The 26543-nt window shown below is 72.1% G+C and carries 20 protein-coding genes and 1 pseudogene; 8 read left to right on the forward strand and 13 right to left on the reverse strand.

Features of this window, described 5'->3' with window-relative positions:
• Window positions 1-36: 36 nt before the first annotated feature.
• Window positions 37-1668: a cell division protein PerM gene (locus AC6F7H_RS09310; protein ID WP_500756467.1), complete on the reverse strand. Its 1632-nt coding sequence runs from the start codon at window positions 1666-1668 to the stop codon at window positions 37-39.
• Between the two features lie 96 nt (window positions 1669-1764).
• Between AC6F7H_RS09310 and AC6F7H_RS09315 the strand changes: the two genes are divergently transcribed.
• Window positions 1765-2922, forward strand: a complete 1158-nt coding sequence (locus tag AC6F7H_RS09315) for a helix-turn-helix domain-containing protein (protein WP_500756469.1) — start codon at window positions 1765-1767, stop codon at window positions 2920-2922.
• Between the two features lie 90 nt (window positions 2923-3012).
• Here the strand turns inward: AC6F7H_RS09315 and sucD are convergent, their stop codons facing one another.
• From sucD to AC6F7H_RS09345, 6 genes are all read right to left on the reverse strand, one after another.
• Window positions 3013-3897 (reverse strand): succinate--CoA ligase subunit alpha, encoded by an 885-nt coding sequence (gene sucD / locus AC6F7H_RS09320; protein ID WP_500756470.1) that lies wholly within the window; start codon window positions 3895-3897, stop codon window positions 3013-3015.
• 21 nt (window positions 3898-3918) lie between these two features.
• On the reverse strand, window positions 3919-5097 hold the full coding sequence (sucC, locus tag AC6F7H_RS09325) for an ADP-forming succinate--CoA ligase subunit beta (protein ID WP_500756472.1): 1179 nt from the start codon (window positions 5095-5097) through the stop codon (window positions 3919-3921).
• Window positions 5098-5694: 597 nt separating this feature from the next.
• Window positions 5695-6609, reverse strand: a complete 915-nt coding sequence (locus AC6F7H_RS09330) for a hypothetical protein (protein ID WP_500756473.1) — start codon at window positions 6607-6609, stop codon at window positions 5695-5697.
• A gap of 244 nt (window positions 6610-6853) precedes the next feature.
• Window positions 6854-8017 carry a VWA domain-containing protein gene (locus AC6F7H_RS09335; RefSeq protein ID WP_500756474.1) on the reverse strand — a complete coding sequence of 388 codons (1164 nt, stop codon included), beginning with the start codon at window positions 8015-8017 and terminating at the stop codon, window positions 6854-6856.
• Window positions 8018-8079: 62 nt separating this feature from the next.
• Entirely contained in the window at window positions 8080-10467 is a 2388-nt protein-coding gene (locus tag AC6F7H_RS09340) for a DUF5682 family protein (RefSeq protein ID WP_500756476.1), read from the reverse strand.
• Window positions 10464-11774 carry an AAA family ATPase gene (locus tag AC6F7H_RS09345; protein ID WP_500756477.1) on the reverse strand — a complete coding sequence of 437 codons (1311 nt, stop codon included), beginning with the start codon at window positions 11772-11774 and terminating at the stop codon, window positions 10464-10466. The genes AC6F7H_RS09340 and AC6F7H_RS09345 overlap by 4 nt, the downstream gene beginning before the upstream one ends.
• 132 nt (window positions 11775-11906) lie before the next feature.
• On the opposite strand from AC6F7H_RS09345, the gene AC6F7H_RS09350 reads away from it, so the two are divergent.
• Window positions 11907-13262: an SWIM zinc finger family protein gene (locus AC6F7H_RS09350; protein ID WP_500756479.1), complete on the forward strand. Its 1356-nt coding sequence runs from the start codon at window positions 11907-11909 to the stop codon at window positions 13260-13262.
• Window positions 13263-13606: 344 nt separating this feature from the next.
• Window positions 13607-15322 carry a DUF5691 domain-containing protein gene (locus AC6F7H_RS09355; protein WP_500756480.1) on the forward strand — a complete coding sequence of 572 codons (1716 nt, stop codon included), beginning with the start codon at window positions 13607-13609 and terminating at the stop codon, window positions 15320-15322.
• Window positions 15323-15466: 144 nt separating this feature from the next.
• Here AC6F7H_RS09355 and icmB read toward each other — a convergent pair whose 3' ends face one another.
• The gene (icmB, locus tag AC6F7H_RS09360; RefSeq protein ID WP_279334358.1) at window positions 15467-15883 is read right to left on the reverse strand and encodes a coenzyme B12-dependent isobutyryl CoA mutase small subunit; all 417 of its coding nucleotides are present in this window, start codon (window positions 15881-15883) and stop codon (window positions 15467-15469) included.
• A 454-nt stretch (window positions 15884-16337) separates the two neighbouring features.
• Here icmB and AC6F7H_RS09365 point away from each other — a divergent pair, with 454 nt between their 5' ends.
• A complete protein-coding gene (locus AC6F7H_RS09365; protein WP_500756482.1) occupies window positions 16338-17204 on the forward strand; it encodes an esterase/lipase family protein in 867 nt (288 codons plus the stop codon).
• Window positions 17205-17382: 178 nt separating this feature from the next.
• Window positions 17383-19128 (forward strand): M23 family metallopeptidase, encoded by a 1746-nt coding sequence (locus tag AC6F7H_RS09370; protein WP_500756483.1) that lies wholly within the window; start codon window positions 17383-17385, stop codon window positions 19126-19128.
• Between the two features lie 71 nt (window positions 19129-19199).
• Here the strand turns inward: AC6F7H_RS09370 and pcrA are convergent, their stop codons facing one another.
• On the reverse strand, window positions 19200-21683 hold the full coding sequence (gene pcrA, locus AC6F7H_RS09375) for a DNA helicase PcrA (protein ID WP_500756484.1): 2484 nt from the start codon (window positions 21681-21683) through the stop codon (window positions 19200-19202).
• Window positions 21684-22039: 356 nt separating this feature from the next.
• On the opposite strand from pcrA, the gene AC6F7H_RS09380 reads away from it, so the two are divergent.
• A complete protein-coding gene (locus AC6F7H_RS09380; RefSeq protein WP_500756486.1) occupies window positions 22040-23245 on the forward strand; it encodes a C40 family peptidase in 1206 nt (401 codons plus the stop codon).
• A 75-nt stretch (window positions 23246-23320) separates the two neighbouring features.
• Window positions 23321-24334 (forward strand): tellurite resistance/C4-dicarboxylate transporter family protein, encoded by a 1014-nt coding sequence (locus AC6F7H_RS09385; RefSeq protein WP_500756487.1) that lies wholly within the window; start codon window positions 23321-23323, stop codon window positions 24332-24334.
• Here the strand turns inward: AC6F7H_RS09385 and AC6F7H_RS09390 are convergent.
• From AC6F7H_RS09390 to AC6F7H_RS09405, 4 genes are all read right to left on the reverse strand, one after another.
• Window positions 24312-24665, reverse strand: a complete 354-nt coding sequence (locus AC6F7H_RS09390) for a hypothetical protein (RefSeq protein ID WP_109377742.1) — start codon at window positions 24663-24665, stop codon at window positions 24312-24314. The genes AC6F7H_RS09385 and AC6F7H_RS09390 overlap by 23 nt on opposite strands.
• A 175-nt stretch (window positions 24666-24840) precedes the next feature.
• On the reverse strand, window positions 24841-25089 hold the full coding sequence (locus AC6F7H_RS09395) for a DUF397 domain-containing protein (RefSeq protein ID WP_500756489.1): 249 nt from the start codon (window positions 25087-25089) through the stop codon (window positions 24841-24843).
• The gene (locus AC6F7H_RS09400; protein ID WP_500756490.1) at window positions 25086-25628 is read right to left on the reverse strand and encodes a DUF5753 domain-containing protein; all 543 of its coding nucleotides are present in this window, start codon (window positions 25626-25628) and stop codon (window positions 25086-25088) included. Before AC6F7H_RS09400 ends, AC6F7H_RS09395 begins: the two co-directional genes overlap by 4 nt.
• Before the next feature lie 114 nt (window positions 25629-25742).
• Window positions 25743-25904: a helix-turn-helix domain-containing protein gene (locus AC6F7H_RS09405; RefSeq protein WP_500756491.1), complete on the reverse strand. Its 162-nt coding sequence runs from the start codon at window positions 25902-25904 to the stop codon at window positions 25743-25745.
• Between the two features lie 131 nt (window positions 25905-26035).
• On the opposite strand from AC6F7H_RS09405, the pseudogene AC6F7H_RS09410 reads away from it, so the two are divergent.
• A pseudogene (locus AC6F7H_RS09410) lies at window positions 26036-26434 on the forward strand (ATP-binding protein); the annotation flags it as partial.
• Window positions 26435-26543 lie beyond the last annotated feature (109 nt).

Consider the following 26543-nt stretch of genomic DNA (forward strand, 5'->3'; position numbering starts at 1 on the left):
TGCCGACAGCCGCTCCCACACACCTGAGCCGCCCCCTCACACCGCGGGGGGCGGCTCAGGTGTGTTCGGGGGCTCGGGGGCGCGGGGCGCGGGGGGAACCGCGGGAGCGTCGGGAGCCGGGAGAGCACCGGGTCCGACCGGGATGGGGTCCGCGGGCAGGAAGTCGTAGGGGCCGGAGGCGTCCGGGGGCCGTCGCGCGCCCGTGGTGCGCGCCTCGCCCTCCGGTGGCCGCCTGCGCGGCCTGCCGATCCTCGGCACCCGCACCCACGCCTGCGCCCCTGTCCCTGGTCCCGTCCCCGCCGGTGCCCGTTCCGCCGGTTCGTCCCGAGGCGTGCGGCACCGCCGTGCCCGTACCGCCAGGGCCGTCGCCGTGGCCACCGGTCCGATCCACACCAGCGTCGCGCCTCCCACCTGCCACCACACCGGCCCGAAGCGGGAGAGCGCCGCGACCCCCATCGGCCCGCCCGCCAGCGCGGCGGACAGCGCCAGCAGGGTCGCGCACAACACCGCCGCCACCCCGGCGGCGCCGGCCGTCCGGCTCCGCGACCAGGCCGCGTCCGGCGCCCGCTCCGACCGCAGGCCCTCCCGTTCCGGCGGCGCCGGATGTCCGGTCGCCGTGGCGCCCTTCCCGACGAACCACCCCGTCACCACACCGGCCGCCAACGGCACCGCCCCGGCCGCCCAGTTCACCGGCGTCCCCGGCCCCGCGTCCGGCACCGCCGCCAGCAGCGGGAAGGCGGGCAGCAGCGGGGCCGGGGCGGAGGCGAACGGGGTCACGGCGGTGCCGGCCCCGAGGAGGAACCCGGGGCCCATCGCATAGGCCGCCGCCCACACCGCCGCGTTCGGCAGCAGCATGACGCCGAGCAGCAACACCGCGGCCCGCCCCGACCATCCCTCCGTCAACCGCAGGAAGGCCGCCTGGGTTTCCCCACCGTGCCACACCAGCGACACCGTCAGCAGCAGTGCCCCGCCGCCGACGAGCACCGCGGCTCCGGCCGTCGCCGCGCGTGCCGCGACCCCGAGGCGTCCGTCCGGGCCGAGGAGCAGATGACGCACCCTCCTCGGCAGCAGTGCCCCCACGGTCCGTTCCAGCGGCCCACTGGGGCAGCCGTACGCCCGCCACACCCCCGCCCCCGCGGCCAGCACGGCGACCAGCGGAACGCACACGCCCGCCGACGCCCACGCGGGCCGCAGCTCACCGCCCGCGGCATAGAGCGCGGCGGGCACACCGACGGTCAGGTAGCCGAGGACGACGCCCGCCCATGCGGTCGGGCCGTCGACGAGCGGAGCGTCGTCCGACTCGTCCCCGTCCGTGGCGTCGCGGGCCGCCCGGTGCAGCAGCCACACCGGGACCGTGAGCAGCAGCAGCGGCGGAACGCCCAGGGGCGCCGGCACACCGGAGAGCGTGTCGGTACGGATCAGCTCGGTGCCGTGCGCCAGCAGCCACAGCGCCGCCGCGATGTGCAGCGCGCCGTCAGGTCCGCTGTCGGGGTAGGGCGAGCTGATCCACAGCAGGATCACGAGCGTGGCGAACGCGGCGAGTCCGAGTCCCGCGGCGAGAGCACCACCGAGGAGACCTGAGGTCAGTCCGGGCGGGCGGTCACGCATCCGGGTGAGCAGCAGGGCCGGCGTCGATCGGCGGGCAGTCGTCTGGATCACACCCGCCATGCTCCCAACGACACGCGCTTTCCCCTCGTAACGGGCGAAGCACCGCTGTGTCGCTCAATATAACTTTATGTACCTTCTCGCACGAAGGGGCGTCCTGTGACACGGAGCCCTGCTACCCCCCTCCCCTCGCCCGGGGAACGACGACGCCTACGTGAATCCAGTTCGCTGACGCAGGCTCAGCTCGCGAAGCGGATCGGCGTCAGCCGCGAGACGGTGCGTGCGTGGGAGTCCGGTCGCAGCACACCGCGCGGCCGGAAGCGGGAGATGTACGCGAAACTGCTGACGACCACGACGGCGCCCGCGCCGACGGAGCGGCCCAGGCGGTCCGAGCGGCCTGGGCGGCCCCTCGAACACCCTGCTCGCTCCGCGCCCTCCGCGTCCTCCGCATCCTTCGAATACTCCGAACACCCCGAGTCGGCACTCGCCCCGTCCGGCCAAGAGGACGGCGATCCCTCCGCCCTGACGCCCGCTCAGGCCTTCGACGCCCTGTACTCCTTCTGTGCCCCGGCGCTCGTACGGCAGGCGTATCTGCTGTCCGGCCGCCGCGGACTGGCGCGCGAATCGGTCGAGCGGGCCTTCCAACTGGCCTGGGACCGCTGGCCCGAAGTGGCCCGCGACCGCGACCCGGCCGGTTGGGTGCGTGCGGCGGCGTACGAGTGGGCGCTGTCCCCGTGGCACCGGTTCCGGCCCTGCCACCGGCGCCCGGAACCGCCGCCCGCGGAGCAGTCCGACCGGGAGTTGCTGGACGTCCTGCTGCACCTGCCACCGCCGTACCGCCGCACGCTCGTGCTCTACGACGGTGTCGGCCTCGGCCTGCCGGAGACCGCGGCGGAGACGGAGGCCAGCACGCGGGCGGCCGCGAGCCGGCTGCTGCACGCGCACGAGATCGTCGCGGCCCGGCTGCCGGAGTTGTCGGACCCGCGGGTGCTGCACGAACGGCTGGCCGAGCTGGCCTCCGCCGAGCACCTGCGGTCCGCCAAGCCGCCGGAGGTGCGGGGCGGCAGCGAGCGCAGGGCCCGGTTCCGGACCCGGGCCGTCATCGCCTTCACGGTCGCCCTGATCGGCGCCACCGCGTTCACCCTGGCCACGGCGCCCACGCGCTACGACCCACCGCCGCCGCCCGGGGAGATCGTCCAGGGGGTGCCGCCGCAGATGGCCCCGGGCCCCCTTTCGGACAAGGAACGGAAGCTGCGGAACAAGCTCCGGAAGGAGCTGCAGCACGGCCCGCAACGACTGGCACCGCAGCCGCGGTGACCGGTCGGCATCGTGACGGGCGGCACGGCCGGAAACGACGGTGGGCCCGTCCCCCCTGAGGGAACGGGCCCACCCGTGTTCTGCGGTGGCTCAGCCCGCGAGGAGCTCGCGCGCCAGCTTGGCCGTCTCGGTCGGCGTCTTGCCCACCTTGACGCCCGCGGCCTCGAGGGCCTCCTTCTTCGCCTGGGCGGTGCCGGACGAACCGGAGACGATGGCGCCGGCGTGGCCCATGGTCTTGCCCTCGGGCGCGGTGAAGCCCGCGACGTAGCCGACGACCGGCTTCGTCACGTTCTCCGCGATGTAGGCCGCGGCCCGCTCCTCGGCGTCGCCGCCGATCTCACCGATCATCACGATCAGGTCGGTGTCGGGGTCGGCCTCGAACGCGGCCAGCGCGTCGATGTGCGTCGTGCCGATGACCGGGTCGCCACCGATGCCGACGGCCGAGGAGAAGCCGATGTCCCGCAGCTCGTACATCATCTGGTACGTCAGCGTGCCGGACTTCGAGACCAGGCCGATCCGGCCCGGCTTGGTGATGTCGCCCGGGATGATGCCGGCGTTCGACTGACCGGGGCTGATCAGGCCCGGGCAGTTGGGGCCGATGATCCGGGTCTTGTCGCCCTTCTCCACGGCGTACGCGTAGAACGCGGCCGAGTCGTGGACGGCGATGCCCTCGGTGATGACGACCGCGAGCGGGATCTCGGCGTCGATCGCCTCGACGACGGCGGACTTCGCGAAGGCCGGCGGTACGAAGAGGACGGATACGTTCGCGCCCGTCTTCTCCATCGCCTCGGCGACCGTGCCGAAGACCGGGATCTCGTTGCCGTCGATGTCGACGGAGGTGCCGGCCTTGCGCGGGTTCACACCGCCGACGATGTTCGTGCCGTCGGCCAGCATGAGCTTGGTGTGCTTCATGCCCGTGGCACCGGTCATGCCCTGGACGATGACCTTGGAGTCCTTGTTGAGGAAGATAGCCATGGCTGTGGTGTCCCTCGTCCCTTACTTCGCGGCCGCGAGCTCGGCGGCCTTGTCGGCCGCGCCGTCCATGGTGTCCACGCGCTGCACCAGCGGGTGGTTGGCGTCGGAGAGGATCTTGCGACCCAGTTCGGCGTTGTTGCCGTCCAGCCGCACGACCAGCGGCTTGGTGACTTCCTCGCCCCGGTCCGCGAGCAGCTGCAGCGCCTGCACGATGCCGTTGGCGACCTCGTCACAGGCGGTGATGCCACCGAAGACGTTGACGAACACGGACTTGACGTCCGGGTCGCCGAGGATGATCTCCAGGCCGTTCGCCATGACGGCGGCGGAGGCGCCGCCGCCGATGTCGAGGAAGTTGGCGGGCTTGACGCCACCGTGCGCCTCACCGGCGTAGGCGACGACGTCCAGGGTGCTCATCACGAGCCCCGCGCCGTTGCCGATGATGCCGACCTCGCCGTCGAGCTTGACGTAGTTGAGGTTCTTCTCCTTGGCGGCGGCCTCGAGCGGGTTGGCCGCGGCCTTGTCCTGGAGCGCCTCGTGGTCCGGGTGACGGAACTCGGCGTTGTCGTCCAGGGTGACCTTGCCGTCGAGGGCGAGGACGTCACCGGAGGCGACCTTGGCCAGCGGGTTGACCTCGACGAGGAGCGCGTCCTCGGCGATGAAGGTCTTCCACAGGGTGACGAGGACGTCGGCGACCTTGTCGGCCACCTCGGCCGGGAAGTTCGCGGCCTCGACGATCTCGCGCGCCTTCTCGGGGGTCACACCCTCGTTGGCGTCCACCGGCGTCTTGGCGACGGCCTCCGGACGGGTGGCCGCCACCTCCTCGATGTCCATGCCGCCCTCGACGGACGCGATGGAGAGGAACGTGCGGTTGGCACGGTCGAGGAGGAAGGAGACGTAGTACTCCTCGACGATCTCCGGAGCGGTCTCGGCGATCATCACCTTGTGGACCGTGTGGCCCTTGATGTCCATCCCGAGAATGTCCGTCGCACGGGCGACGGCCTCATCCGGAGTGGCCGCCAGCTTCACACCGCCGGCCTTGCCGCGTCCACCGACCTTCACCTGGGCCTTGACGACGGACTTGCCGCCCAGACGCTCGGTGATCTCGCGCGCCGCCTCAGGCGTGTCGATGACTTCACCGGCCAGCACCGGTACATCGTGCTTGGCGAAGAGGTCCCTCGCCTGGTACTCGAACAGGTCCACGCGCTTCCGTCCCTATCAGTGATTCGCGATTCGTTGGATGCGTGGGCGTGCCGCGAAGGGCAACGTGACTACGTCCGCAGTGTCACAGAGGGAGCGCACACGGTGTCCGAGCGCGCGGCATGTCCGTCTCGCAGGTTAGCCCCGGTTGCAAGGTGTCTCTAAATCGCGGGTCACACATGAGCGGTGATACCTGTCACATGATGCCGCAAACAGTGGCACAGCGTGCCATCGGTGTGGGGCCTCACCGGGCTGGGGTTGACCCGGTGAGGCCCGCCGTGCACCCGGAGCAGGGACGACGTCCCTGCCCTCCGGGTGCGGGGTGGCCGGCCCCCACCCCAATGGGGGCCGATCACCCCATCCACGGGGTTGCGGCCGGACCAGCCGATGGCGTTCGGCCGTCCGGTTCCGAGTACCCCCGTGAAGCTTTTCTTACTCGCGAGTCAGGTGCCGTACGTACGAGGTACGCGGGGCGTACGGGGCGTATGGGGTGTACGGGCGTGCGGATGCAGGGCGCCCGTACGGGCGCGGGGGTGCGCTCGCGCCCGGACAGCCGGGGAGGACCTCCGCAGCTGCGCGGCCTGCCCGCGGGGGCTCCGCCTAGGCGGGAGAGACCGGTACGTCCCGGCACCGGTCCCGGGGCTCGGCCGCCTCGGTGGACACGGTGGCGCCGGGTACGAGCCGGACGCGGAGACGGTGACCCGGGGTGACGGCGTGCGCGTCGCCGTGGCGTGGTGCGGTGTGGTCCGCCGCGGAGCGGTGGCCCGTCGTGCCGTCCGGGCTCCCGCCGGGAGCGTGGGAGGCCGGGGCCGGGTCGCTGTGCGGCGCGGGGGGCGTGGCACGGTGCTCGGTGTCGTCGCACGGCAGCGGGTCGACGGCGAGGCCTGCGCCGGCACCTCCGGCGTCCGGGCCGTACGGGGCGGCCTCCGGGGCTTCGGGCCGCGCGGTGGGAACGGAGGCGTCGGTCGCCGGTGGCGCGGGGGCTTCCGACCGAGTGAACGGCACCGGGAGGGGGGCTGGTGCGCCCGGTGCGTCCAGCGTGTCCGGTGCGTCCGGTGCATCCGGTGCGTCCGGCGGGACGGCGGGCAGTCGCGGGAGCCGGGGCTCCACCGGGACCTCGGGCAGCCCCGGGAACTCCGGAAGGGGCGCGGGCTGCGTCAGACCGGGCAAGGTCGGCAGGGCGGGAGCCTGCGGGCGTGAAGGCGGAGACGGTACCGGGAGCACCTTCGCGGGCACCTCGGTCAGGTCGGTGACAACCCCGCCCAGCCGATCGGCGACCGGGGTCACCACCCGCTCACCCACCGACCCCGAAACCGACACCACCGCACCGGTGACCGGAGAAGCGGAGGAGGTGTTCACCGGGCCGCCGCCGTCCGCCGCCTGGGCCCGCTCCCCGCACAGCACGCCGAGCACGAGCACCGCGCCCACCAGGAACGCCAGGTGCAGCGCACGCCTGCCGGCCGCCGTGCGCATCGCGCGCAGAGCGGCACCGGGCAGGAGGGCTGACCAGGTCAAGGGAGGAAGGTTCCTCGTGGACGGCGGTACATGAAGGAAACTCGATGCCTCAGGCGTCGAGCGTCGTCGATCCTCGCACGCGACTCCGGAGGGTGCGCAAGCCCTCTCTCACCGATGGGGCGTCATGTCCGCCTTTGCCGACCCGAGTCGGACGACGAAGGATCGACAAATCGCCCCTCCCTCTCCCCTCGCCTTTCTCTCCCCTCGCCTTTCTTTCCTCTCTCCCTTCTTTCCTCTTCCCTCCTCACACCGGCTCCGGTATCGGCAGCGGCCGCTTCTCGATCGCCGCGGCCATCACCTCCGGGAACAGGTCGGGCGTGCAGGCGAACGCCGGCGCGCCCAGCGCGGCGAGGGCCGCCGCGTGCTCCCGGTCGTAGGCGGGCGCCCCCTCGTCGGACAGCGCCAGCAGCGTCACGAACTGCACCCCCGACGCCTTCATCGCCGCGACCCGCTTGAGCATCTCGTCGCGGATGCCCCCCTCGTAGAGGTCGCTGATCAGTACGACCACCGTCTCCGCGGGCCGGGTGATCCTCGACTGGCAGTACGCCAGCGCCCGGTTGATGTCCGTGCCCCCGCCGAGCCGGGTACCGAAGATCACGTCGACGGGGTCGTCGAGTTGGTCCGTGAGGTCGACCACCGCCGTGTCGAACACGACGAGCCGCGTGTCGACGGACCGCATGGACGCGAGCACCGCCCCGAACACCGAGGCGTAGACGACGGACGCCGCCATCGACCCGGACTGGTCGACGCAGAGGACGACCTCCTTCTTCACGGACTGCGCGGCACGCCCGTAGCCGATGAGCCGCTCGGGCACGACCGTCCGGTACTCGGGGAGGTAGTGCTTGAGGTTGGCCGCGATCGTGCGGTTCCAGTCGATGTCGTGGTGGCGGGGCCGGCTGACGCGGGCGCTCCGGTCGAGGGCGCCGGTGAGGGTGGCCCGGGTGCGGGTGGCGAGCCGCTTCTCCAGTTCGTCGACGACCTTGCGGACGACGGCCCGTGCCGTCTCCTTCGTCGTGTCGGGCATCGCCTTGTCGAGTGACATCAGCGTGCCCACGAGATGGACGTCGGCCTCGACCGCCTCCAGCATCTCCGGTTCCAGCAGGAGGGTGGCGAGCCCCAACCGGTCGATGGCGTCGCGCTGCATGACCTGGACGACGGAGGAGGGGAAGTAGGTCCGGATGTCCCCGAGCCAGCGCGCCACCGACGGCGCGGACGCCCCCAGTCCAGCCGAACGCTCCCGCCCCGTCCGCGGCTTGTCCCCCTTGCCGTAGAGCGCGGTGAGCGCTCCGTCCATGGCGGCGTCCTGGCCGGACAGCGCGCGTCCGGTGCCGTCCGCCGCGCCCCCGCCGAGCACCAGCCGCCACCGTCGCAGCCGTTCCCGCGCCGGGTCCGTCACCGCTGCCGTCATACGTTTCCCTCCGTCCCTTGCTCCTTCGTCCCCTGCTCCTTCGTCCGGTGGCCGGGCGGCCGTCATCGCACCGCTCCCACCAGGCCGGCGTCTGTGTCCTCGCCGCCTCCGTCGCCTCCGGCCGCCTCCTCCACTCCCGGTCCCAGCCCCAGCAGCAGCCGCACCACGGGCAGGACCGCGTCCGCCCGGCCGGTGTCGAGGCCGGCCGCGAAGCCGGGTGTCCCACGACCGGCGCTCTCCGCACCGCCCCGCGCCCCCGGTTCACGCCGGACCAGCTCGCCGAGCGTGCGCCGCACCCCGGGCTCGTACGCCGAGAAGGTCCGCCGCAGCAGCGGGAGTACGTCCGTGAACGCCTCCGCCGGCACCCCCGTCAGCCACGCGTCGACCAGTGCGAGGAGCCGCTCGTCGTGGACGAGGAGCAGCCCGCCCCCCGAGCCGCCGACGAACCCCTCGATCCACGCCGCCGCGTCCGCCGGGGACGTACCCGGTGACGACAGCACCAGCCCCATCTGCCGGGCCGTCTCGTCCTGCGCCAACTCCCCGTCGTCCAGCAGCAGGCGGACGGACCGCCCCCGTACGACACCGGGCACGGTGTCCCGCGTCGCCAGCTTCCGCAGTGCCGACGCCCAGCGGGCGCGCAGGTTCCCGTGGCCCCGCGCGGGAACGTCGTTGAGGAGTCCCACCGCCCCGTGCACGGCGTCGAGATGGCGCCGCATCTCGTCGGCGGCGTCCGCGTCCAGTCCGGCGCAGGCCGGGGGCAGGCCGACCAGGACCCGCTCCGCCAGCCCGGCGGCGACCTCGGCCAGCGCCGCGGTGCCGGTGCCGCGCACATCGCCGTAGCGCAGCGAGCGGACCAGGGCGGGCAGGGCCTGGGCGAGATGGCCGACGTCCGTGTCGAGGGCCGCGCGGTCGGTGAGTATCCGCATCACCGTGGGCAGCGCGTCGGGCAGTTCGGCCAGGAGGCAGTGCTCGGCGAGCCCGGTGACGGCGGCGAGGTCCCGCGCCGCGACGGCGTCCGCCTCGGCCCTGGCGGTCGCGGCGGCGAGTACGGTCGTCCCCCATATCCCGGCCTCGGCGACCCGCACGGACAGCTCCGGCTCCCAGCACAGCCGCCATGTCTCCCGGAACGTGCCCGTGTTCCCGTACGAGGCCGCCGGTTCCCCCCAGCCGATGCCGAGCAACCGCAGCCGGTGCAGCAGCCTGCTGCGCTGCCCGTCGGTCTCCTTGCGCAGGTCGAGTTCCAGTTCCCGCTCCGCGGCCTCGGGTTTCAGCCGCAGCCGGCGCTGTGTCCGGGTGAGGTCCCGTTGCAGGGGCACCGCGGGGGCCGTCGCCGGCACCTCTCCGAGCACGTCACCGACGATCAGCCGGTCGTGCACCAGTGCCAGCGGCACGTCGGAGCCCTCGCACATCACCGCCCGTACCGCGTCCGTCGTCTCGCCCAGTCCGGGCAGGGGCCGGCCGCGCATCGCGGCGAGTGTCTCCGCCAGCCGTACCGCCTCGATGACATGGGCGGAGGACACGATCCGGTCCTCGGCGCGCAGCAGCCCCGCCACCTTCGTCATCCACCGCTCGACCGGCCGGTCCTCCACGCCGAACAGATGCCCGTACCAGCCGGGCGAGTCGATGCCCGCGCCGTATCCGCTGAACCGGGACAGCCTGCGGTTCGTCCACGGCACCCACGTCATGTCCGTCTTGACCTTCGGCAGGCCTCTGAGCAGGGCCCGGTCGGCGGTGACGGTGGCCTTCCGCCGCAACGCGGGCACGTGCCAGGCCCCGCAGACGACGGCCACGCCGCCCCCGAACTCCCGCCGCGCCGCCCGGATCTGGAGCCGCATGTACGCCTCGCGCACGAGATCCCGGTCGTGTCCCCCGCTGCCGTACACCTCACGCAGCGCCGTCATGGCCTCCTCCAGCGCGGTGAACGGGGCGAGCGCGTCGCCCTCCTCCCCCACTCCGCGGTGCTCGACGACGTCCTCCCACCACCGCTCGGCGTCGTCGTACCCTGCGGCCTCGGCCAGCACCCGGAGCGGATCGATCCGCACATCGGTCTGCTGCCCGGTGTCCGCCTGCTCTCCGTCGTTCGCCTCGCCCCTCCCCCAGGCCAGGGTGTGGGTGGCCGGCAAGTCGATGAAGCGGGCCGGGGCGCCGTGCTCCAGCGCCCAGTGGATCGCGACCCACTCCGGGGAGAACCCGGCGAGCGGCCAGAACGCCGAGCGGCCTGGCTCGTCCACCGCATGGGCGAGCAGGGCGACCGGCGGACGCATGCCGTCGTCCGCGGCGAGCGGAATCAGATCGTTCGCCTCGGGCGGACCCTCTATCAGGACGACTCCCGGACGGGCCTCCTCCAGGGCCGCCCGCACCGCCCGCGCCGACCCCGGTCCGTGGTGCCGTACCCCGAGCAGCAGCGGTCCCGCTCCCCGGCCACCGCCGGGCTGCTCCACCTCGCTCACGCGCCTGCCTCCCTGCAGGCCCGGTAGAAGTCCTTCCAGCCGTCGCGTTCGCGGACGACGGTCTCCAGGTACTCCTGCCAGACGACGCGGTCCGCCGCCGGGTCGCGGACGACCGCGCCGAGCACGCCCGCCGCCACGTCCCCGGCCCGCAGCACGCCGTCCCCGAAGTGGGCCGCCAGCGCCAGCCCGCCCGTGACCACGGAGATCGCCTCGGCGGTCGACAGGGTGCCGCTGGGTGACTTCAGCTTCGTCCGGCCGTCGGCGGTGACCCCGTCGCGCAGCTCGCGGAAGACGGTGACGACACGGCGGATCTCGTCGATGCCGTCGGGCGCGGTCGGCAGGTCGAGGGAGCGGCCGATCTGGTCCACCCGGCGCGAGACGATGTCGACCTCCGCCTCGGGGGTCTCGGGCAGCGGCAGCACCACGGTGTTGAACCGGCGGCGCAGGGCGCTGGACAGGTCGTTGACCCCCCGGTCGCGGTCGTTGGCGGTGGCGATCAGGTTGAAGCCGCGGACCGCCTGCACCTCCTGGCCCAGTTCCGGTATCGGCAGCGTCTTCTCCGACAGGATCGTGATCAGCGTGTCCTGCACATCGGCCGGGATCCGGGTCAGTTCCTCGACGCGGGCCGTCGTCCCCTCCGTCATCGCGCGCATGACGGGGCTGGGCACGAGGGCGTCGCGGCTGGGGCCGTGAGCGAGCAGCCGGGCGTAGTTCCAGCCGTAGCGGATGGCCTCCTCGGGGGTGCCCGCGGTGCCCTGGACCAGCAGGGTGGAGTCGCCGCTGACCGCCGCGGCCAGGTGCTCGGACACCCAGGTCTTCGCGGTGCCGGGCACGCCGAGCAGAAGCAGGGCGCGGTCGGTGGCCAGGGTGGTGACGGCGACCTCGACGATGCGGCGCGGGCCGACGTACTTCGGTGTGATCACGGTGCCGTCCGGCAGTGTGCCGCCGAGCAGGTAGGTGGCGACGGCCCACGGGGACAGCTTCCAGCGGGCCGGCCGCGGACGGTCGTCCTGCGCGGCCAGCGCGGTGAGTTCGGCGGCGAAGGCGTCCTCGGCATGCGCCCGCAGCACCTCGGCCGCAGGCGCGGGCGGGGTGGCCCCCGCGCCCCCGTTCACGGGCGCGGAGCCGTTCCGGCTCGGGTCGACGGGTGCCGGGGCGGCAGACGTCGGTTCGACATCCGTCGGTTCGGCATCCGTCGGTTCGGCATCCGTCGGTTCGGCATCCGTCGGTTCGGCATCCGTCGGTTCGGCATCCGTCGGTTCGGCATCCGTCGGTTCGGCATCCGTCGGTTCGGCAGACACAGACATGGCGGAGTCCCCCTCCAGCTCGGCCGGTTCGGATCTGGTACCCACCGTGCACCACACCACTGACAATCGCTGTGACCTGGGAAAACGCTCATGCGAGGGCGATTGTCAGTGGGGGGATCTACCTTCGACGACATGACTCAGCAGGGGGTGCGCTGGACCGCGGACCAGGTGCTGGCCTTGGCGCCTGACGTCGCGTCGCGCACAGCGGGAAGCAAGCTCGGCGCGGCCGGTCCGTGGTCCGAGGCCGGCAGTTCGGGCGAGGGGGCGGTGTGGGGGCTGTGCGAGGGCAGCGGCAGCAAGCCGTACCGGACGGTGGTCGACATCGCGGACGTCTCCGGGCCCGCGTGCAAGTGCAGTTGCCCGAGTCGCAAGTTCCCGTGCAAGCACGCCCTGGGTCTGCTGCTGCTCTGGGCGGGCGACGAGGGGGCGGTGCCGCGGACGGAGGTGCCGGAGTGGGCCGGGCAGTGGATCACGGGCAGGCGCGGGCGCGCGGAACGGAACGGGACCGCGGCCCCGTCGGGTTCCCCGTCCGGACCCGCCGATCCGGAGGCGGCCCGGCGCAGGGCGGAGCGCCGGGCCGAGCGGGTCACCGCGGGTGCGTCGGAGCTGGAGCAGCGGCTGGCGGATCTGCTCCGCGGCGGACTGGCCGCGGCGGAGCGGTCCGGGTACGGCCTGTGGGAGGAGACGGCGGCCCGCATGGTCGACGCACAGGCGCAGGGACTGGCCACCAGGGTCCGGGAGTTGGGGGCGATTCCGGGCACGGGCCCGGGGTGGCCGGTGCGACTGCTGGAGGAGTGCGCGCTGCTCCACCTCCTCGATCAGGGCTGGCTGCGCCGTGACCGGCTGCCGGAGGGGCTGGCCGCGACCGTCCGCTCCCGCATCGGTCTGCCGACCTCGGCGGACGGCCCGCCGGTGCGGGACCGCTGGCTGGTCCTCGCCCAGTACGACTCGGCGGACGCGCGCCTGACGACCCGCCGGATCTGGCTGTACGGCACGGACTCGCGGCGCACCGCGCTGCTCCTCTCCTACAGGGCCGCGGGGCGTGCTCCGGAACTCGCGCTGCCGGTGGGTCTGGCCCTGGACGCGGAGCTGTCCGCCTACCCGGGCAGCGGGCAGTCGCGGGCGGCGCTCGGTGAGCGGTTCGCGGCGCCCGCCCCTACGGCCGAGCGGCCCCCCGGGACGACGACGGCCCGGGCCGCCGCCCGTTACGGCGCCGCGCTGCGCGACGATCCCTGGCTGGACTCCGTTCCGGTGACCCTGGACCGGGTGATACCGGCCCCGGACGGTGACTCCTGGCAGCTCGCGGACGCCGACGAGGACACCGCCCTGCCGCTCACCGCGGCCGCGCGTTCCCGTCCCGCCCTGTGGCGTCTCGTCGCCCTCTCGGGCGGTGCGCCGGTCACGGTCTTCGGCGAGTGCGGCCACCGGGGATTCACCCCGCTGGCGGCCTGGCCGGAGGGACCCGGCGAGGTGGTGCCGCTGTGCTGAGCCGTCCGCACTTCGCCGGCCCCACCCGCCTCCGGCCGCTCCCGTGCGTCCGACGGAAAGGAATCTCTTGACATCTCCCCCGGCCGAGCAGGGGGATTCAACCCTCACGGGTCGATCTTTCTGTTTCATCGACAGCAGCCGACCCGAACCAACAGCGAGGACTGGTGTACCGGTCATCGGTCTTACGCCGGCTCCACAGACCTGACATCCCGCCGGCCCGGCGGGATGCCCGGTCAGCTTGGTTCTCACCGACCGGGCATCCCGCACATATCACCCTATCCGGGGCCGTGGGCGGCCGACGACTCATCGCCCCCGAAGGACGGGTTTCCCTCGAAGGAGATCAGATGAGCAGGACCTCCGTACCGGCCGCACCCTCGGCCGCGTCGGCGCCGCACTCTGCAGACCCGTCCCTCCCCGGCGCCTGGGAGGACCTCGTCACCACGGCGCTGCTGGGGACGGACCGGCGTACTCCGGCCGGCGCCGCGCCCGGCGCGGACGCCCCGAGGGCCCTGCTGGACGCGGCGGCCGTGGCGACCGTGCGGCGGCGCGCCGGACTGCGCCCCGCCGGGGCGGCGAAGCGTCCGCGACCGGCGCCCCGGGACCCGCGCCCCGCGCTGCCACCCGCCGCCGCCCGCAGGCTCACGATGCTGCTCGCCGACCGCCCCGGCACCTCCGGCGGCGGCCGCCGGGGCACGGCACCGGACCTGATGGAGCTGCTGCCCCAGTGGCTGGCGGCGGCGAACGCTCACGGCTTCGCGGCGCCCGCCCCGGCGCTGCCCGCGCTGCTCGACGCCGCGCGGGGGCGTACGGACCTGCGACCGGCGGCCCTGCGGTTCGCGGGGCCGCGCGCTCTGTGGCTGGCCCGCCTCAACCCGGACTGGCGGTTCGCCCTGCGCTCGACGCCGGGAGGGGGCATGTCACTGCCGGGGACCATGAACGCCGTGAACCCCGAGGCTCCCAAGGGCCCCGAGGCCCCCGAGAACACGGAGTCGTCCCTGCGGCTCTGGCAGGAGGGCCTCTTCGCGGAACGGGTCGCCCTGCTCGCCGCCCTCCGTTCCCACCGGCCCGCCGCCGCACGCGAACTCCTCGCGACGACCTGGGCGACGGAGCGGGCCGAGGACCGGCTGATGTTCCTCGACTCGTTGCGCACCCGTCTCGCCCCGGACGACGAGCCGTTCCTGGAGCTGGCACTCGCCGACCGCAGCCGCAACGTACGGGCGACGGCCGCCGAGCTGCTGTCGGCGCTGCCCGGTTCGGCCCTCGCGGAGCGTATGGCGGTCCGGGCCGGGGTGTGCGTGGCCGTGGACCACACCCGGGACACACCCACCCTCACCGTCGAGGCGCCGCACGAGTGCGACGCGGACATGGAGCGCGACGGGGTGACGGCCAAGGCTCCCACAGGCCGGGGCGAACGGTCCTGGTGGCTGGGGCAGTTGGTGGAGGCAGCCCCCCTGGGCACCTGGTCGCGGCGGCTCGGCGGACGTTCCCCCCGGCAGATCGTGGCCCTCCCCGTGGCGGACGACTGGCGGAGCGAACTGCACGCGGCATGGTGCCGCGCGGCGGTGCGCCAGCGGGACGCGGAGTGGTCACGGGCGCTGCTCGGCGAGCCCGCCGCGGTGGAGGCGGGCGGCCCGGGAGCCGTGTCCCTGGCCGAACGGGCCAAGCTGCTCGGCACGCTGGACGCGGCCGAACGAGCCGAGTGGGTGGCGGGGTTCATCGGGACACACGGGCTGCCGGACGCGTTCCAGCTGCTCGGCGTGTGCGCGGTGCCGTGGGCACCACCGCTCGGCCGGGCCGTGGTGGACGCGCTCGACATCGCCCGGGACGCGGGGAGTTATCCCTGGAGTTTCAGTGGTGTCATGGGCCTGGCCGAGCGCTGCCTCGACCCCTCGGAGGCGGGCCACCTCGATGCGCTCCTGGCCGTACCGGACGAGCCGGAGGACGCCTCGCCGGGCTCCGGTGGCTACTGGTCGGAGGCGTTCCAGCGACTGGTCACCACGCTGCGGCTGCGCGCCGCGATGCTGGCGGAGCTGACCCCGGCGCCACCCGGCCACCCCTGACTCCCCGGCTCCCCCACCACCACCGCGCACCACCCTCGCGGATGAACCCGGGGCCGGCCGCGTGGTCTGCATCGGAGCCGGAGCCCACACCGTCGGTTCCGAGCCGGGGCCCGCGCGGTCGACGGGGGTCGCCCGGGCCAGGGTCTACGCCTCCGCGGGATGCCGCACGGTCGCGCGCACCCAGTCCACGATCGACGCCGTCGTCGCACCCGGGGTGAAGATCTCCGCGACGCCCTTCTCCTTCAGCGGAGCGATGTCCGCTTCGGGGATGATCCCCCCGCCGAAGACCAAGATGTCCGCCGCGTCCCGCTCCTTGAGCAGTTCGATCACCGCCGCGAAGAGCGTGTTGTGCGCACCGGAGAGGATGGACAGACCGATCGCGTCGGCGTCCTCCTGGATCGCGGTGTCGACGACCTGCTCGGGAGTCTGGTGGAGCCCGGTGTAGATGACCTCCATACCGGCGTCGCGCAGGGCCCGCGCGATCACCTTGGCCCCACGATCGTGGCCGTCGAGCCCCGGCTTGGCCACCACTACGCGGATCGGACCGGCTGCCACACCCATTACTGCCTCCTGAAGCGACTACATCCATCCGTACCGAGCAATACCGCACATACAAGCCATGCCGCACCCGTCACGTGCCGCAGGCCTCCGCCGCCCACCGAACACGCCGCCAAGGCACAGACGCCCCGGCCCGTACCGGACCGGAGAAGTGAACGAACGTTATCCCCCAGCATCCCGCAACCGGCAGTTTCACGGTGCGGAGCGAGGGGGAAATCACACAGAGGGACATGTTCACCGCGCACCGTCCCGGTGCCTCACGAGCCGGGTACTGCTGCCCGTGCGACACGCGGACAACAGTGGGAACATGCGTATAAGGGATTCGCAACGAGGTCGTCCCACTGCCGCGACCAGTCAAGGCTCCTGACGGGCGCGGCGTCGACCGCTTTTCGTAGCGAACCCCATGAGGGCACATGGGGGACAGAGCTGTCCTTCGCGTGCCGACAGGAGGTCGGCCATGAAGGTCACGGAGGCAGTACTCCCCTTTCTGCCGCTCTGCCGGCGCCTGGTGCCGAGCCGGCTGGCAGGTCTCTCCACCGCCCTGCTGAAGGCCACCGCCCTGGAGCTCGCCATCCTGGTGGGCCACATGCTCCTCTATCCCGCCGGCATCGTGCAGGAGCGGCGGGACACGACGTCTGAGCTCCCCCCACCGGACGGCACCGCGAAGCTGCCGACGGAGTGCCGGCCCCCGGTCGTGCTGCTGCACGGCTTCATCGACAACCGCTCGGTGTTCCTGCTGCTGCGCCGCAGTCTCGCCCAGCACGGCAGGCAACAGGTCGAGTCGCTCAACTACTCTCCGCTGACCTGCGACATCCGCGTCGCGGCCGAACTGCTGGGCCGACACATAGAAGAAGTGTGCGAGCGCACCGGCAGCAGCCGCGTCGACATCGTCGGGCACAGCCTCGGAGGGCTGATAGCGCGGTACTACGCGCAGCGCCTGGGCGGTGACATCCGCGTACGGACCCTCGTCACGCTCGGTACCCCGCATTCCGGCACGCGCGTCGCGCCGCTGGCCAACGCGCACCCCATCGTGCGCCAGATGCGGCCCGGTTCACCGGTGGTCGAGGAGCTCGCCCGCCCCGCGCCCGGCTGCCGCACCCGCTTCGTCGCCTTCTGGAGCGACCTCGACCACATCATGGACCCGCTGGAATCGGCCTGCATCCGGCACCGGGACCTGGTCGCGCAGAACGTGCGGGTGGGCGGCGTCGGCCACCTCGCCCTGCCCGTGCACCCCGCCGTGGCGACCGGCATACGGGAGGCCCTCGACGCGGCGCACCCCGGAGAGCCGTCCACCGGCCATGCGGGCGGCCTGACGGTGGCGTGACGGGAGGCGGCGACACGCCCGAAGCGCACACCCCTCGACCATCACGACGGCAGCACTTCCCCACCCGAACAACAGCCGCTCCGCCCGGCCGACTTGGCGACGTGAACGCATACAAATCTCGAACAGACTTCGAACACAAGGCCAAGACCGTAAATACCCGCCGCCAAAACGCAACCGAATGCCCGTTTCCTGCGCGCGCGAAACCTGTGGAAGATTGTCGCGCCCGCGTACCGCCGGGTACAGTCGCCGCACTGCTCTGCCAGCCCCTGTTGTCGAGGCGAAAGAGAAGTTGGTGAACGACCGTCACCCGTCGGGGACAATGGCCCCGCCCCCGGCTTCCGACGCCGTCTCGGCGCACTACGCGTCCTACGGCACCCAGGAAGCCCAGTACGGAGACTTCACCACGTACAGCGGCTACGACACCAACGGTTTCGACTCAACGGGTTTCGGAACCGACATTCCGGCCACCGCGGCCTTCACCGCCGACCCCCTCTTCGGCAACCTCTCGGGAAGCGGTCACGACCCGGCTTCATACGCCACCGGGGACTGGTCCGCGGGCGGCCATGACCCCGCGTACTACGACGCCTACCCGGCTCAGCAGCAGGTCACCTACGACACGGGCGGCTACGACGCGACCGCCTGGACCACCGGGCAGCAGCAGACGCCGACGGTCCCGCCGCAGGCCACGGCACCCGACGCGAGCGGCCAGTGGGACGCCGGCGCCTGGCTCCAGCCCGACCAGGCCCAGAGCACCGCCGATCCGACCCAGCAGTGGCACTGGGGCACCCAGACCTTCGACACCGGCGCCTACGACGCCACGCAGTGGAACTCCGACGGCAGTACGGCCACACAGGTCACGGCCACCCAGGTCTCCGAGTCCTACGAGACCCCCTCCTACGAGCATCAGGCCGTACCGTTCGACCAGCAGGCCACCGCCACGTTCGAGCGGCACCCGGACCTGCGGTCCTCCACCGCCGCCCCCTCCCCGGGCTTCGATTCCCAGGAATCCGATCAGGAGCTCCACGAGGTCGATTACGAGGTCTCCTACGAGGAGGTCTCCTACGAGCCCGTGCACGACGCACCGGACGACGCCGGTGAGCCGCCCACGACGGCCCCGCTGCTCGACGAGCAGGAGGAGTCCACCCCGTTGCCCGCACCGCGCGCGGCGTCACGCGGCGGGTCCCGTTCCCGCCGCCGCACGCCCGCCAAGCGCTCCGCGCTGCTGACGGTGGCCGTGCCCTCGGCGTGTGTGATGGGTGTCGCCGGTATCGCGGCGGCCTCGGTCGGCGATCTGGCCGAGGACGGCGGCGGCCCGGAGACCAGGACGACCGCGGCGGACCCGCCGCCGGTGCAGCCCGCCACCGTCAACAACGAACTCAACACCCAGCTCGAGAGCCTCTCCGCCGGGGCCAACGACTTCGCCGACCGGGCCAGCCGCACCCAGGAACGCATCGACCTGAAGGCCCAGCAGGAGGCCGACCGCAAGGCCGCGGCGGAGGAGGCGGCCCGCAAGGAGCGGCTGCGCCCGAAGTTCGCGCTTCCCGTCGCACAGCACGGCCTCAGCGCCTACTACGGCCAGTCCGGCATCAACTGGATGTCCGTGCACAGCGGAATCGACTTCCCCGTCTCGTACGGCGCGACGGTGATGGCCGCGACCGACGGCACGGTCCGCACCCAGTACAACAGCGCCTACGGCAACATGATGATCGTGACCGCGATGGACGGCACGGAGACGTGGTACTGCCACCTCTCCAGTTACCAGGTCCCCTCCGGCACGGCGGTGAAGGCCGGCCAGCCGATCGCGTTCTCCGGGAACTCGGGCAACTCCACCGGTCCGCACCTCCACTTCGAGGTCCGCCCGAGCGGCGGCTCGGCGATCGACCCGCTGGCGTGGTTCCGCAGCCACGGCCTCGACCCGACGTAGACCACCCCCGCCGCCCGGCGACAGCGGGGGCTCACCGCCCGGCTCCGGTGCCGGGCGGTCCCGGCACCCGGCTACAGCTTCTCGACCGGCGCGTACCGCAGCAGCAGTCGCTTCGGCTTGGTGTCCCCGAAGTCGATCGTCGCCTCGGCGTTGCCCCCCGTGCCCTTCACCGCGACGACGGTGCCGAGCCCGAACTGGTCGTGCGTGACACGGTCCCCGACCGCCAGCGACACCACCGGCTTCTCGGCGGCCCGGCGCGTGGCGAAGCCGGACGCGCCCGACGCCGCCGAGCGGGAGCGGGACGACGACAGCGAGGCCGCCACCCCGGACACCGGTCCGGAGGCCACCGGGGAGCTCGCACCCGTCCGCTTCCACTCCAGATGGGCGGCCGGGATCTCCTCCAGGAAACGCGAGGGCGGGTTGTACGAGGGCTGCCCCCAGGCGCTGCGCAGCGTCGACCGGGTGAGGTACAGCCGCTCACGCGCACGCGTGATGCCGACGTACGCCAGGCGCCGCTCCTCCTCCAGCTCCTTGGTCTGGCCGAGGGCGCGCATGTGCGGGAAGACGCCGTCCTCCATGCCGGTCAGGAAGACGACGGGGAACTCCAGGCCCTTGGCGGTGTGCAGGGTCATCAGGGTGATGACGCCGGAGCCGTCCTCGTCCTCGTCGGGGATCTGGTCGGAGTCGGCGACCAGGGCGACCTGCTCCAGGAAGTCGGACAGCGCGACCGACTCGCCCTCGCCCCGCTCCTGCTCGAACTCCAGGGCCACGGCGGCGAGTTCCTGGAGGTTCTCGATCCGGGTCTCGTCCTGCGGGTCGGTGGAGGTCTGCAACTCGGCGAGGTAGCCGGTGCGTTCGAGGATCGCCTCCAGAACCGTCGCCGGGCCCGCGCCGGACTCGACGATCGTACGGAGGTCCTCCATCAGCGTGTTGAACCGCTTCACCGCGTTGGTGGAGCGCGCGGCCATGCCGTACGCCTCGTCGACGCGCTTCAGCGCCTGCGGGAAACTGATCTTCTCGCGCTGGGAGAGCGCGTCGATCATGGCCTCCGCGCGGTCGCCGATGCCCCGCTTGGGGACGTTGAGGATGCGGCGCAGCGGCACCGAGTCCTCGGGGTTGGCGAGCACCCGCAGGTAGGCCAGGACGTCCCGGACCTCCTTGCGCTCGTAGAAGCGGACGCCTCCGACGACCTTGTAGGGCAGGCCGACCCGGATGAAGATCTCTTCGAAGACCCGGGACTGGGCGTTGGTGCGGTAGAAGACGGCGACGTCCCCGGCCTTGGCCTCGCCCGCGTCCGTGAGGCGGTCTATCTCGTCGGAGACGAACTGGGCCTCGTCGTGCTCGGTGTCGGCGACGTATCCGGTGATCTGCGCGCCGGTGCCCGCGTTGGTCCACAGGTTCTTGGGGCGGCGGGACTCGTTGCGCTCGATGACGGCGTTGGCGGCGCTGAGGATCGTCTGCGTGGAGCGGTAGTTCTGCTCGAGCAGGATCGTCGTCGCGTTCGGGTAGTCCTCTTCGAACTGGAGGATGTTGCGGATCGTCGCGCCGCGGAAGGCGTAGATCGACTGGTCGGCGTCGCCCACCACGCACAGTTCGGCGGGCGGCAGCTCGTGCGCGCCCGGCTGTCCGTCGCCGGGGTGCTCGGAGTCGCCGACCAGCTCGCGCACGAGCGCGTACTGGGCGTGGTTGGTGTCCTGGTACTCGTCCACCAGGACGTGCCGGAAACGGCGGCGGTAGTGCTCGGCGACGTCCGGGAAGGCGCGCAGCAGGTTGACCGTCGTCATGATCAGGTCGTCGAAGTCGAGCGCGTTGGCCTCGCGCAGCCGCGACTGGTAGAGCGCGTAGGCCTGGGCGAGGGTCTTCTCGAAGCCGTCACTCGCCTGAGCGGCGAAGTCCTCCTCGTCGATCAGCTCGTTCTTCAGATTGCTGATCTTGGCGCTGAAGGACTTGGGCGGGAAGCGCTTCGGGTCGAGGTCCAGGTCACGGCAGACCAGGGCCATCAGGCGCTTGGAGTCGGCGGCGTCGTAGATGGAGAACGACGACGTGAAGCCGAGCTTCTTGCTCTCGCGGCGCAGGATGCGCACACAGGCGCTGTGGAACGTCATGACCCACATCGCGTGCGCGCGCGGGCCGACGAGCTGCTCGACCCGCTCCTTCATCTCGCCGGCGGCCTTGTTGGTGAAGGTGATCGCGAGGATCTGGCCCGGGTGGACGCTCCGCGCGGCGAGCAGGTGCGCGATGCGGTGCGTGAGCACCCGGGTCTTGCCGGAGCCGGCACCGGCCACGATGAGCAGCGGAGAGCCGGAGTGCGTGACGGCGGCGCGCTGGTTCTCGTTCAGCCCCTCCAGGAGGGCGGCGGGGTCCAGCACCGGGCGCGGGGCACCGTCGCGGTAGTGGGTGTCCCGGTCCGGCGGCACGTCGAACTTACCGCCGAACAGATCGGCCGGAACCTCCTCCGGCACGTGATCGTCCTCGGGCGGCGGCGGGGGCTCCTCCGCGGGGCCCCGCTGGGCCTGGAGGTCCGCCAGGAAGCTGTCGTCAAAGAGGCTGCTCATCGCTCTCCGAGTCTAGGCCGCCCCACCGACAAGCCGTGGCCACCCCGAGAACATCGCCCCCGCACCGCGCCCCCACCCTCCAGCACCGCGCTCTCACCCTGCGTGACGTGACGAAGAAGGTCACGAAAACGTATCGGGCATATCACCCATCAACCTTCACACGAGCCACATGAGTTGGCTACGGTTCGGGCGGGCCGTGCGTCCCCCACCGGCGAACCCCGCCGGGCCGAGCGGCCTCCGCCGAGTCCGTCACCGCCGTCGCGGCAGCCGGCCCCTGGCCCTCCCCGGAGCGATGACGGCCTGGAAGTCCCCCTGCCGCCGCCCCGCAGGCGGAACGTTGGAAGGAGTCGCCTCCCTTGGCGTCGCACCGCAAGTCGCGCACCCCCGGTACGCGCGTGGCCGGCAAACGGACCCCCGCCCTCGCCACGGCGGCCCTGACCTCCGTCGCCCTGCTGTCCCAGACCGCCGACGCCGCCCCCTCGGACGACGGCCGGCCGAGCCTGGAGGAGGTCGAGAAGAAGGTCGACGACCTGTACCGCCAGGCGGAGTCGGCGACCGAGAAGTACAACGCGGCCAAGGAGAGGACCACCAAGCAGCGCAAGCGCGTCGACACCCTCCTCGACGACGTGGCCCAGCGGACCCAGACGCTCAACGAGGCGCGGGAGAAGCTGGGCTCCTTCGCTGCCGCCCAGTACCGGACCGGCACGGGCGTCCCGGACACGGCGACCTTCCTGCTCGCGGACTCCCCGCAGGACTTCTTCGACCAGAACCAGCTGATGGACCGGATGACCGGCCGCCAGAAGGAAGCGGTCGACGACTACGTCACCCAGCAGTCCGAGACGATGGAGAAGCGGCAGGAGGCCACCGAGAGCCTCGAGGCGCTCACCGAGTCGCAGAACGACCTGAAGACCGCGAAGGCCATCGTCCAGAAGAAGCTCAGCACCGCGCGCGAGCTGCTGTCGAAGCTGGACGCCGAGGAGAAGGCGCGGCTCGCGGCGGCCGAGGAGAAGAAGCAGGAAGAGGCCGCCCGCAAGGCCGCCGAGCTCGCCCGGCAGCAGGCGGAGCAGCAGAAGGCCGAGGAGGAGGCCCAGCAGGAGAGCGACGCGTCCGGCGCCTCCGGCACGGCCGGCACATCCGGCTCGACGACCGCCCCGTCGACCCCGCCGTCGACGGCGCCGTCGGCCCCGACGGACTCCTCGTACGCCGCCAAGGCCGAGAAGGCCCTCGCCTTCGCCCGCGCGCAGATCGGCAAGCCCTACGTCTGGGGTGCCACCGGTCCCGGCTCCTACGACTGCTCCGGCCTCACCCAGGCCGCCTGGAAGGCCGCCGGCGTCACCCTCCCCCGCACCACCTACGACCAGGTCGACGCCGGAACCACGGTCCCGCTGTCCCAGGCCCAGCCCGGCGACCTCGTCTTCTTCTACGACGACATCACGCATGTGGGCGTCTACGTCGGCAACGGCATGATGATCCACGCGCCGAAGCCCGGCACCTACGTCCGCGAGGAGTCGGTCTTCTACGACGGCGAGTCGTCGATCCACAGCGTGGTCCGCCCGGCCTGACCCAGGCTCCGACCCGCGGTCCGACCCACGGCCTGGCGCGCCCTCGCGCGCGGCGGGTTCTTCTAACATCGCCCCATGCCCGCCCCTACCCCCTCTCCTTCCCCCTTCCGCGCCTGGTGGGCGCAGCGTTCCCCGGCGGCCGGTTCCGCCGTGATGGCGACCGGCATCCTGTCCGTGGCCCTGCAGTCGGAGGGGTGGGAGACCCTCTCCCTGGTCTTCCTCGTGCTCGCCTGCGCCGCCTGGCTGGGGCTGGCGGCGCAGTTCGTCCTGCGGTTGCTGCGGGAACGGGAGCGGTGGGTCTCGGAGACGGAGACCCCGGGTTCGCTCACCGCGGTCGCCGCGACGACCGTGCTCGGCACGCGGGTGTCCGCGCTCGGTCACGACGCCCTGGCCGGAGCGCTGCTCGCGCTGGCCACCGTGCTCTGGCCGGCGCTGCTCGTCCTCGTCGTACGACGCTGGCGGCCGCGCATGCCCGGCTCCGTTTTCCTGGCCTGCGTGGCCACGCAGGGGCTCGCCGTCCTGGGCGCCACACTCGCCGCGGCCGAGTCGGCGGCCTGGCTCGCGCGGGTGGCGCTGGTGCTGTTCTGGTTCGGGCTGGTGCTCTACGGGCTCGCCCTGTTCTGCTTCGACCCGCGGCAGGTGATCGAGGGGGCCGGGGACCACTGGGTCGCGGGCGGCGCCATCGCCATCTCGTCGCTCGCCGGGGCCAAGCTGCTCACCGCCGACAGCGCCCGGCTGTACCTGTGGAACGACGACGACCGCGGTGTCCTGAGCCTGACGACCCTCGTCCTGCTGGCGCTCGGCCTGGCCTGGTACGCGGTGCTGCTGGCCGCCGAGGCCGTCCGGCCGCGGCCGGCCTACGACACACGGCGCTGGGCGACCGTGTTCCCCCTCGGCATGACGGCGGCGGCGACGCTCTCCGCGTCCGCCGCCCTCGGTGTCCCCTGGCTCGAGGGCCTGGGTCGGGTGCTGCTGTGGGTCGCGGTGGTCGTCTGGCTGGCGGTCGCCGTCGGCGCGGCGGCCTCCGCACGGACCGCGATCACGTCCGGCCCCCTGTCTGCCTTTGTCAGGTCCAGAGCACGGCGATGAAGATGTTCGCCGTGGTCAGCAACCCGACCAGCCCGAACAGGCCCTTGTCCACCTTCTCGTCGTCCCGCTTCACGTAGACCAGGCCGAGGATCACGATCAGCAGGGCCAGCTTGACGCCGATCTTGATGTGGTCGACGGAATGGTTCTGCGCCTCGTTGAGCCCGACCAGGACCACACCGGTGACCAGCATCGTCAGCGCGCCGTGCAGCATCGCGGGCACGAAGCGGGCGGTTCCCTGGCCCATGGCCTTCATCTGGGTGAGGAACCCGCCGAGCAGCGACGCGATACCGATGATGTGCAGTCCGACAAATATGTGGATGAGTACGTCCATGAGCCGGAGCCTAACCAGCCCCCACCCCACGCCCGACACCGGCCCGACGCGACGGCCACGGCTGTAGGGCTGTGGCCTGACGGATCGCCGCCAGGGGAGGAATGGGCGGCGGGTTGAACCCCACCACTCATTCCTCACAAACGCCGCTCGGATCCCGGCGCCCGTCTCTCGAAGCTCAAGCGCCGGTACGCGCGTACGCGACGAACGCGGTCCAAGTGGCCCCGGCGACGGCGAACTGAGGACTCCGGGACCCTGGCTTCGAGTCTCGGACATGGACGGTGTGGGGGCAGGGGGCAACTTCGACGCACGCACCGCCCTGGCTGTCACTGTGGCTGGACTTGCGCCAGTCAAGGGCGACCTCCAGGCAGTTGCCACCCTGGCTGTCGCTGTAGCTCGACTTGAACCAGGTCAAGCGTTCACTCATCGGTCCTCTGCCACCTTTCTGATGAACGTAGTCGACTCCTCCACGCTGAGACAGTGCATGCGGATCATCGCATGAGCCTGAGTGAGAGCACTCACCTTGGCTGGGCTGCTGTACAGGACGCTGACTTCGGGTGCCTCGATGTACCCACAGTGCTCATGCTCAGGTGTCTCCAGCAGAACAATGCTGCCATTCAAGGAAACGCCGCTACAGCGGCCGAACGGCAAGACCTGGATCGAGACATTGCGGAGCGCACCCACCTCCATGAGGTGCTGCAACTGCTCACGCATTACGTCAGTCCCGCCCACGTTGGTGCGTAGTGCAGCTTCGTAGATCACGAACCCGTACATCACGCCGACTTTGCGTCGAAGCGCCTCGGCCCTGTGCAGCCTGGCTGCCACTCGTTCGTCAACCGTCTCGTCATCCAGCGGAGGCGAGCTGCCACCGATAAGCGCACGCGCGTAAGCCTCTGTCTGCAACAAGCCGGGGATGAGCAACGGTTCGTAGCAGGAGAAGCTGATGGCCTCGGCCTCGATGGCCATGAACTCATGCGACCGCGCCGGGAACGGCTCCGGCTTCAAGTACTCCTGTGCCGCGACCAGCTTCCCGCCCGCTCCGCACACCTGATCCGCGATCTGCAGGAACCGCAGCGTGGGTCAACGGCGGCCGTTCTCCATCGACTTGACGTACTCGTAGTCGTAACCGGCCTCCTTGGCCAGTGCGTCCCGACCGACACCGGCCTCCGCGCGCCACATCTTGATCTGGCTGCCGCAGTACCGCCAGGCCACGGGCGGCTGGGAGTTCACTTCGGTCGACACACGCACCTCCGCCGGGTCCACGGTGGGGACAACCGCGTGCTGTACCCACGTCGCTCCTCGCGAGGCTATGCGCGGGCCGGGACCGTGATCCCACGAAACGTCAGAAGTTCGACGCAAGGGATGAACAGCGCATGCAGAGCCCACGACTTCCACTGCCGACGACCGCCCCGAGGGACATCGAGTGGCGCCTGCCGCGTCACGCGAGAAGCGCGGGCAGGGCACGTGCGCTGTTCCGCGAACAGGCGGCGTCCTGGGAGCTGCCGCAGGACGTGACGGACACGGCGGAACTCCTCCTCAGCGAGCTGATGACCAACGCCTACCGCCACGCGAAGGTCCCGGCCGACCGTGAGATCCGGGCCCGCTGCGAACTCACGGACGACCGCCTCCGCATCACGGTGACCGACGCCGACGAGACGCTGCCGACACCGGGGACGGCAGCCCTGGACGACGAGTCCGGCCGAGGGCTCGAATTGGTGGCGACGCTGGCGGACGACTGGGATGCGGCAAGAAGGGCCTGTGGGGTCGGCAAGACAGTGTGGTTCGAACTCGCCGTGCCCACCCGTCTGTCATCGCGGCGCTGTGAGCAGCGGGCCGGTCAAGACGAGCCAGGACCGGGTACCGAACGATTCCTTTGCCCAG

This window comes from Streptomyces sp. MMS24-W38 (genome assembly GCF_059889265.1).

Coding starts and splice junctions, on each gene's coding strand:
- AC6F7H_RS09310 (WP_500756467.1), bottom strand. CDS start 1,668: ATGGCGGGTGTGATCCAGACGACTGCCCGCCGATCGACGCCGGCCCTG.
- sucD (WP_500756470.1), bottom strand. CDS start 3,897: ATGGCTATCTTCCTCAACAAGGACTCCAAGGTCATCGTCCAGGGCATG.
- AC6F7H_RS09335 (WP_500756474.1), bottom strand. CDS start 8,017: ATGACGGCAGCGGTGACGGACCCGGCGCGGGAACGGCTGCGACGGTGG.
- AC6F7H_RS09345 (WP_500756477.1), bottom strand. CDS start 11,774: ATGTCTGTGTCTGCCGAACCGACGGATGCCGAACCGACGGATGCCGAA.
- AC6F7H_RS09350 (WP_500756479.1), top strand. CDS start 11,907: ATGACTCAGCAGGGGGTGCGCTGGACCGCGGACCAGGTGCTGGCCTTG.
- AC6F7H_RS09355 (WP_500756480.1), top strand. CDS start 13,607: ATGAGCAGGACCTCCGTACCGGCCGCACCCTCGGCCGCGTCGGCGCCG.
- icmB (WP_279334358.1), bottom strand. CDS start 15,883: ATGGGTGTGGCAGCCGGTCCGATCCGCGTAGTGGTGGCCAAGCCGGGG.
- AC6F7H_RS09365 (WP_500756482.1), top strand. CDS start 16,338: ATGAAGGTCACGGAGGCAGTACTCCCCTTTCTGCCGCTCTGCCGGCGC.
- AC6F7H_RS09370 (WP_500756483.1), top strand. CDS start 17,383: ATGCCCGTTTCCTGCGCGCGCGAAACCTGTGGAAGATTGTCGCGCCCG.
- pcrA (WP_500756484.1), bottom strand. CDS start 21,683: ATGAGCAGCCTCTTTGACGACAGCTTCCTGGCGGACCTCCAGGCCCAG.
- AC6F7H_RS09385 (WP_500756487.1), top strand. CDS start 23,321: ATGCCCGCCCCTACCCCCTCTCCTTCCCCCTTCCGCGCCTGGTGGGCG.
- AC6F7H_RS09390 (WP_109377742.1), bottom strand. CDS start 24,665: ATGGACGTACTCATCCACATATTTGTCGGACTGCACATCATCGGTATC.
- AC6F7H_RS09395 (WP_500756489.1), bottom strand. CDS start 25,089: ATGAGTGAACGCTTGACCTGGTTCAAGTCGAGCTACAGCGACAGCCAG.
- AC6F7H_RS09400 (WP_500756490.1), bottom strand. CDS start 25,628: ATGGCCATCGAGGCCGAGGCCATCAGCTTCTCCTGCTACGAACCGTTG.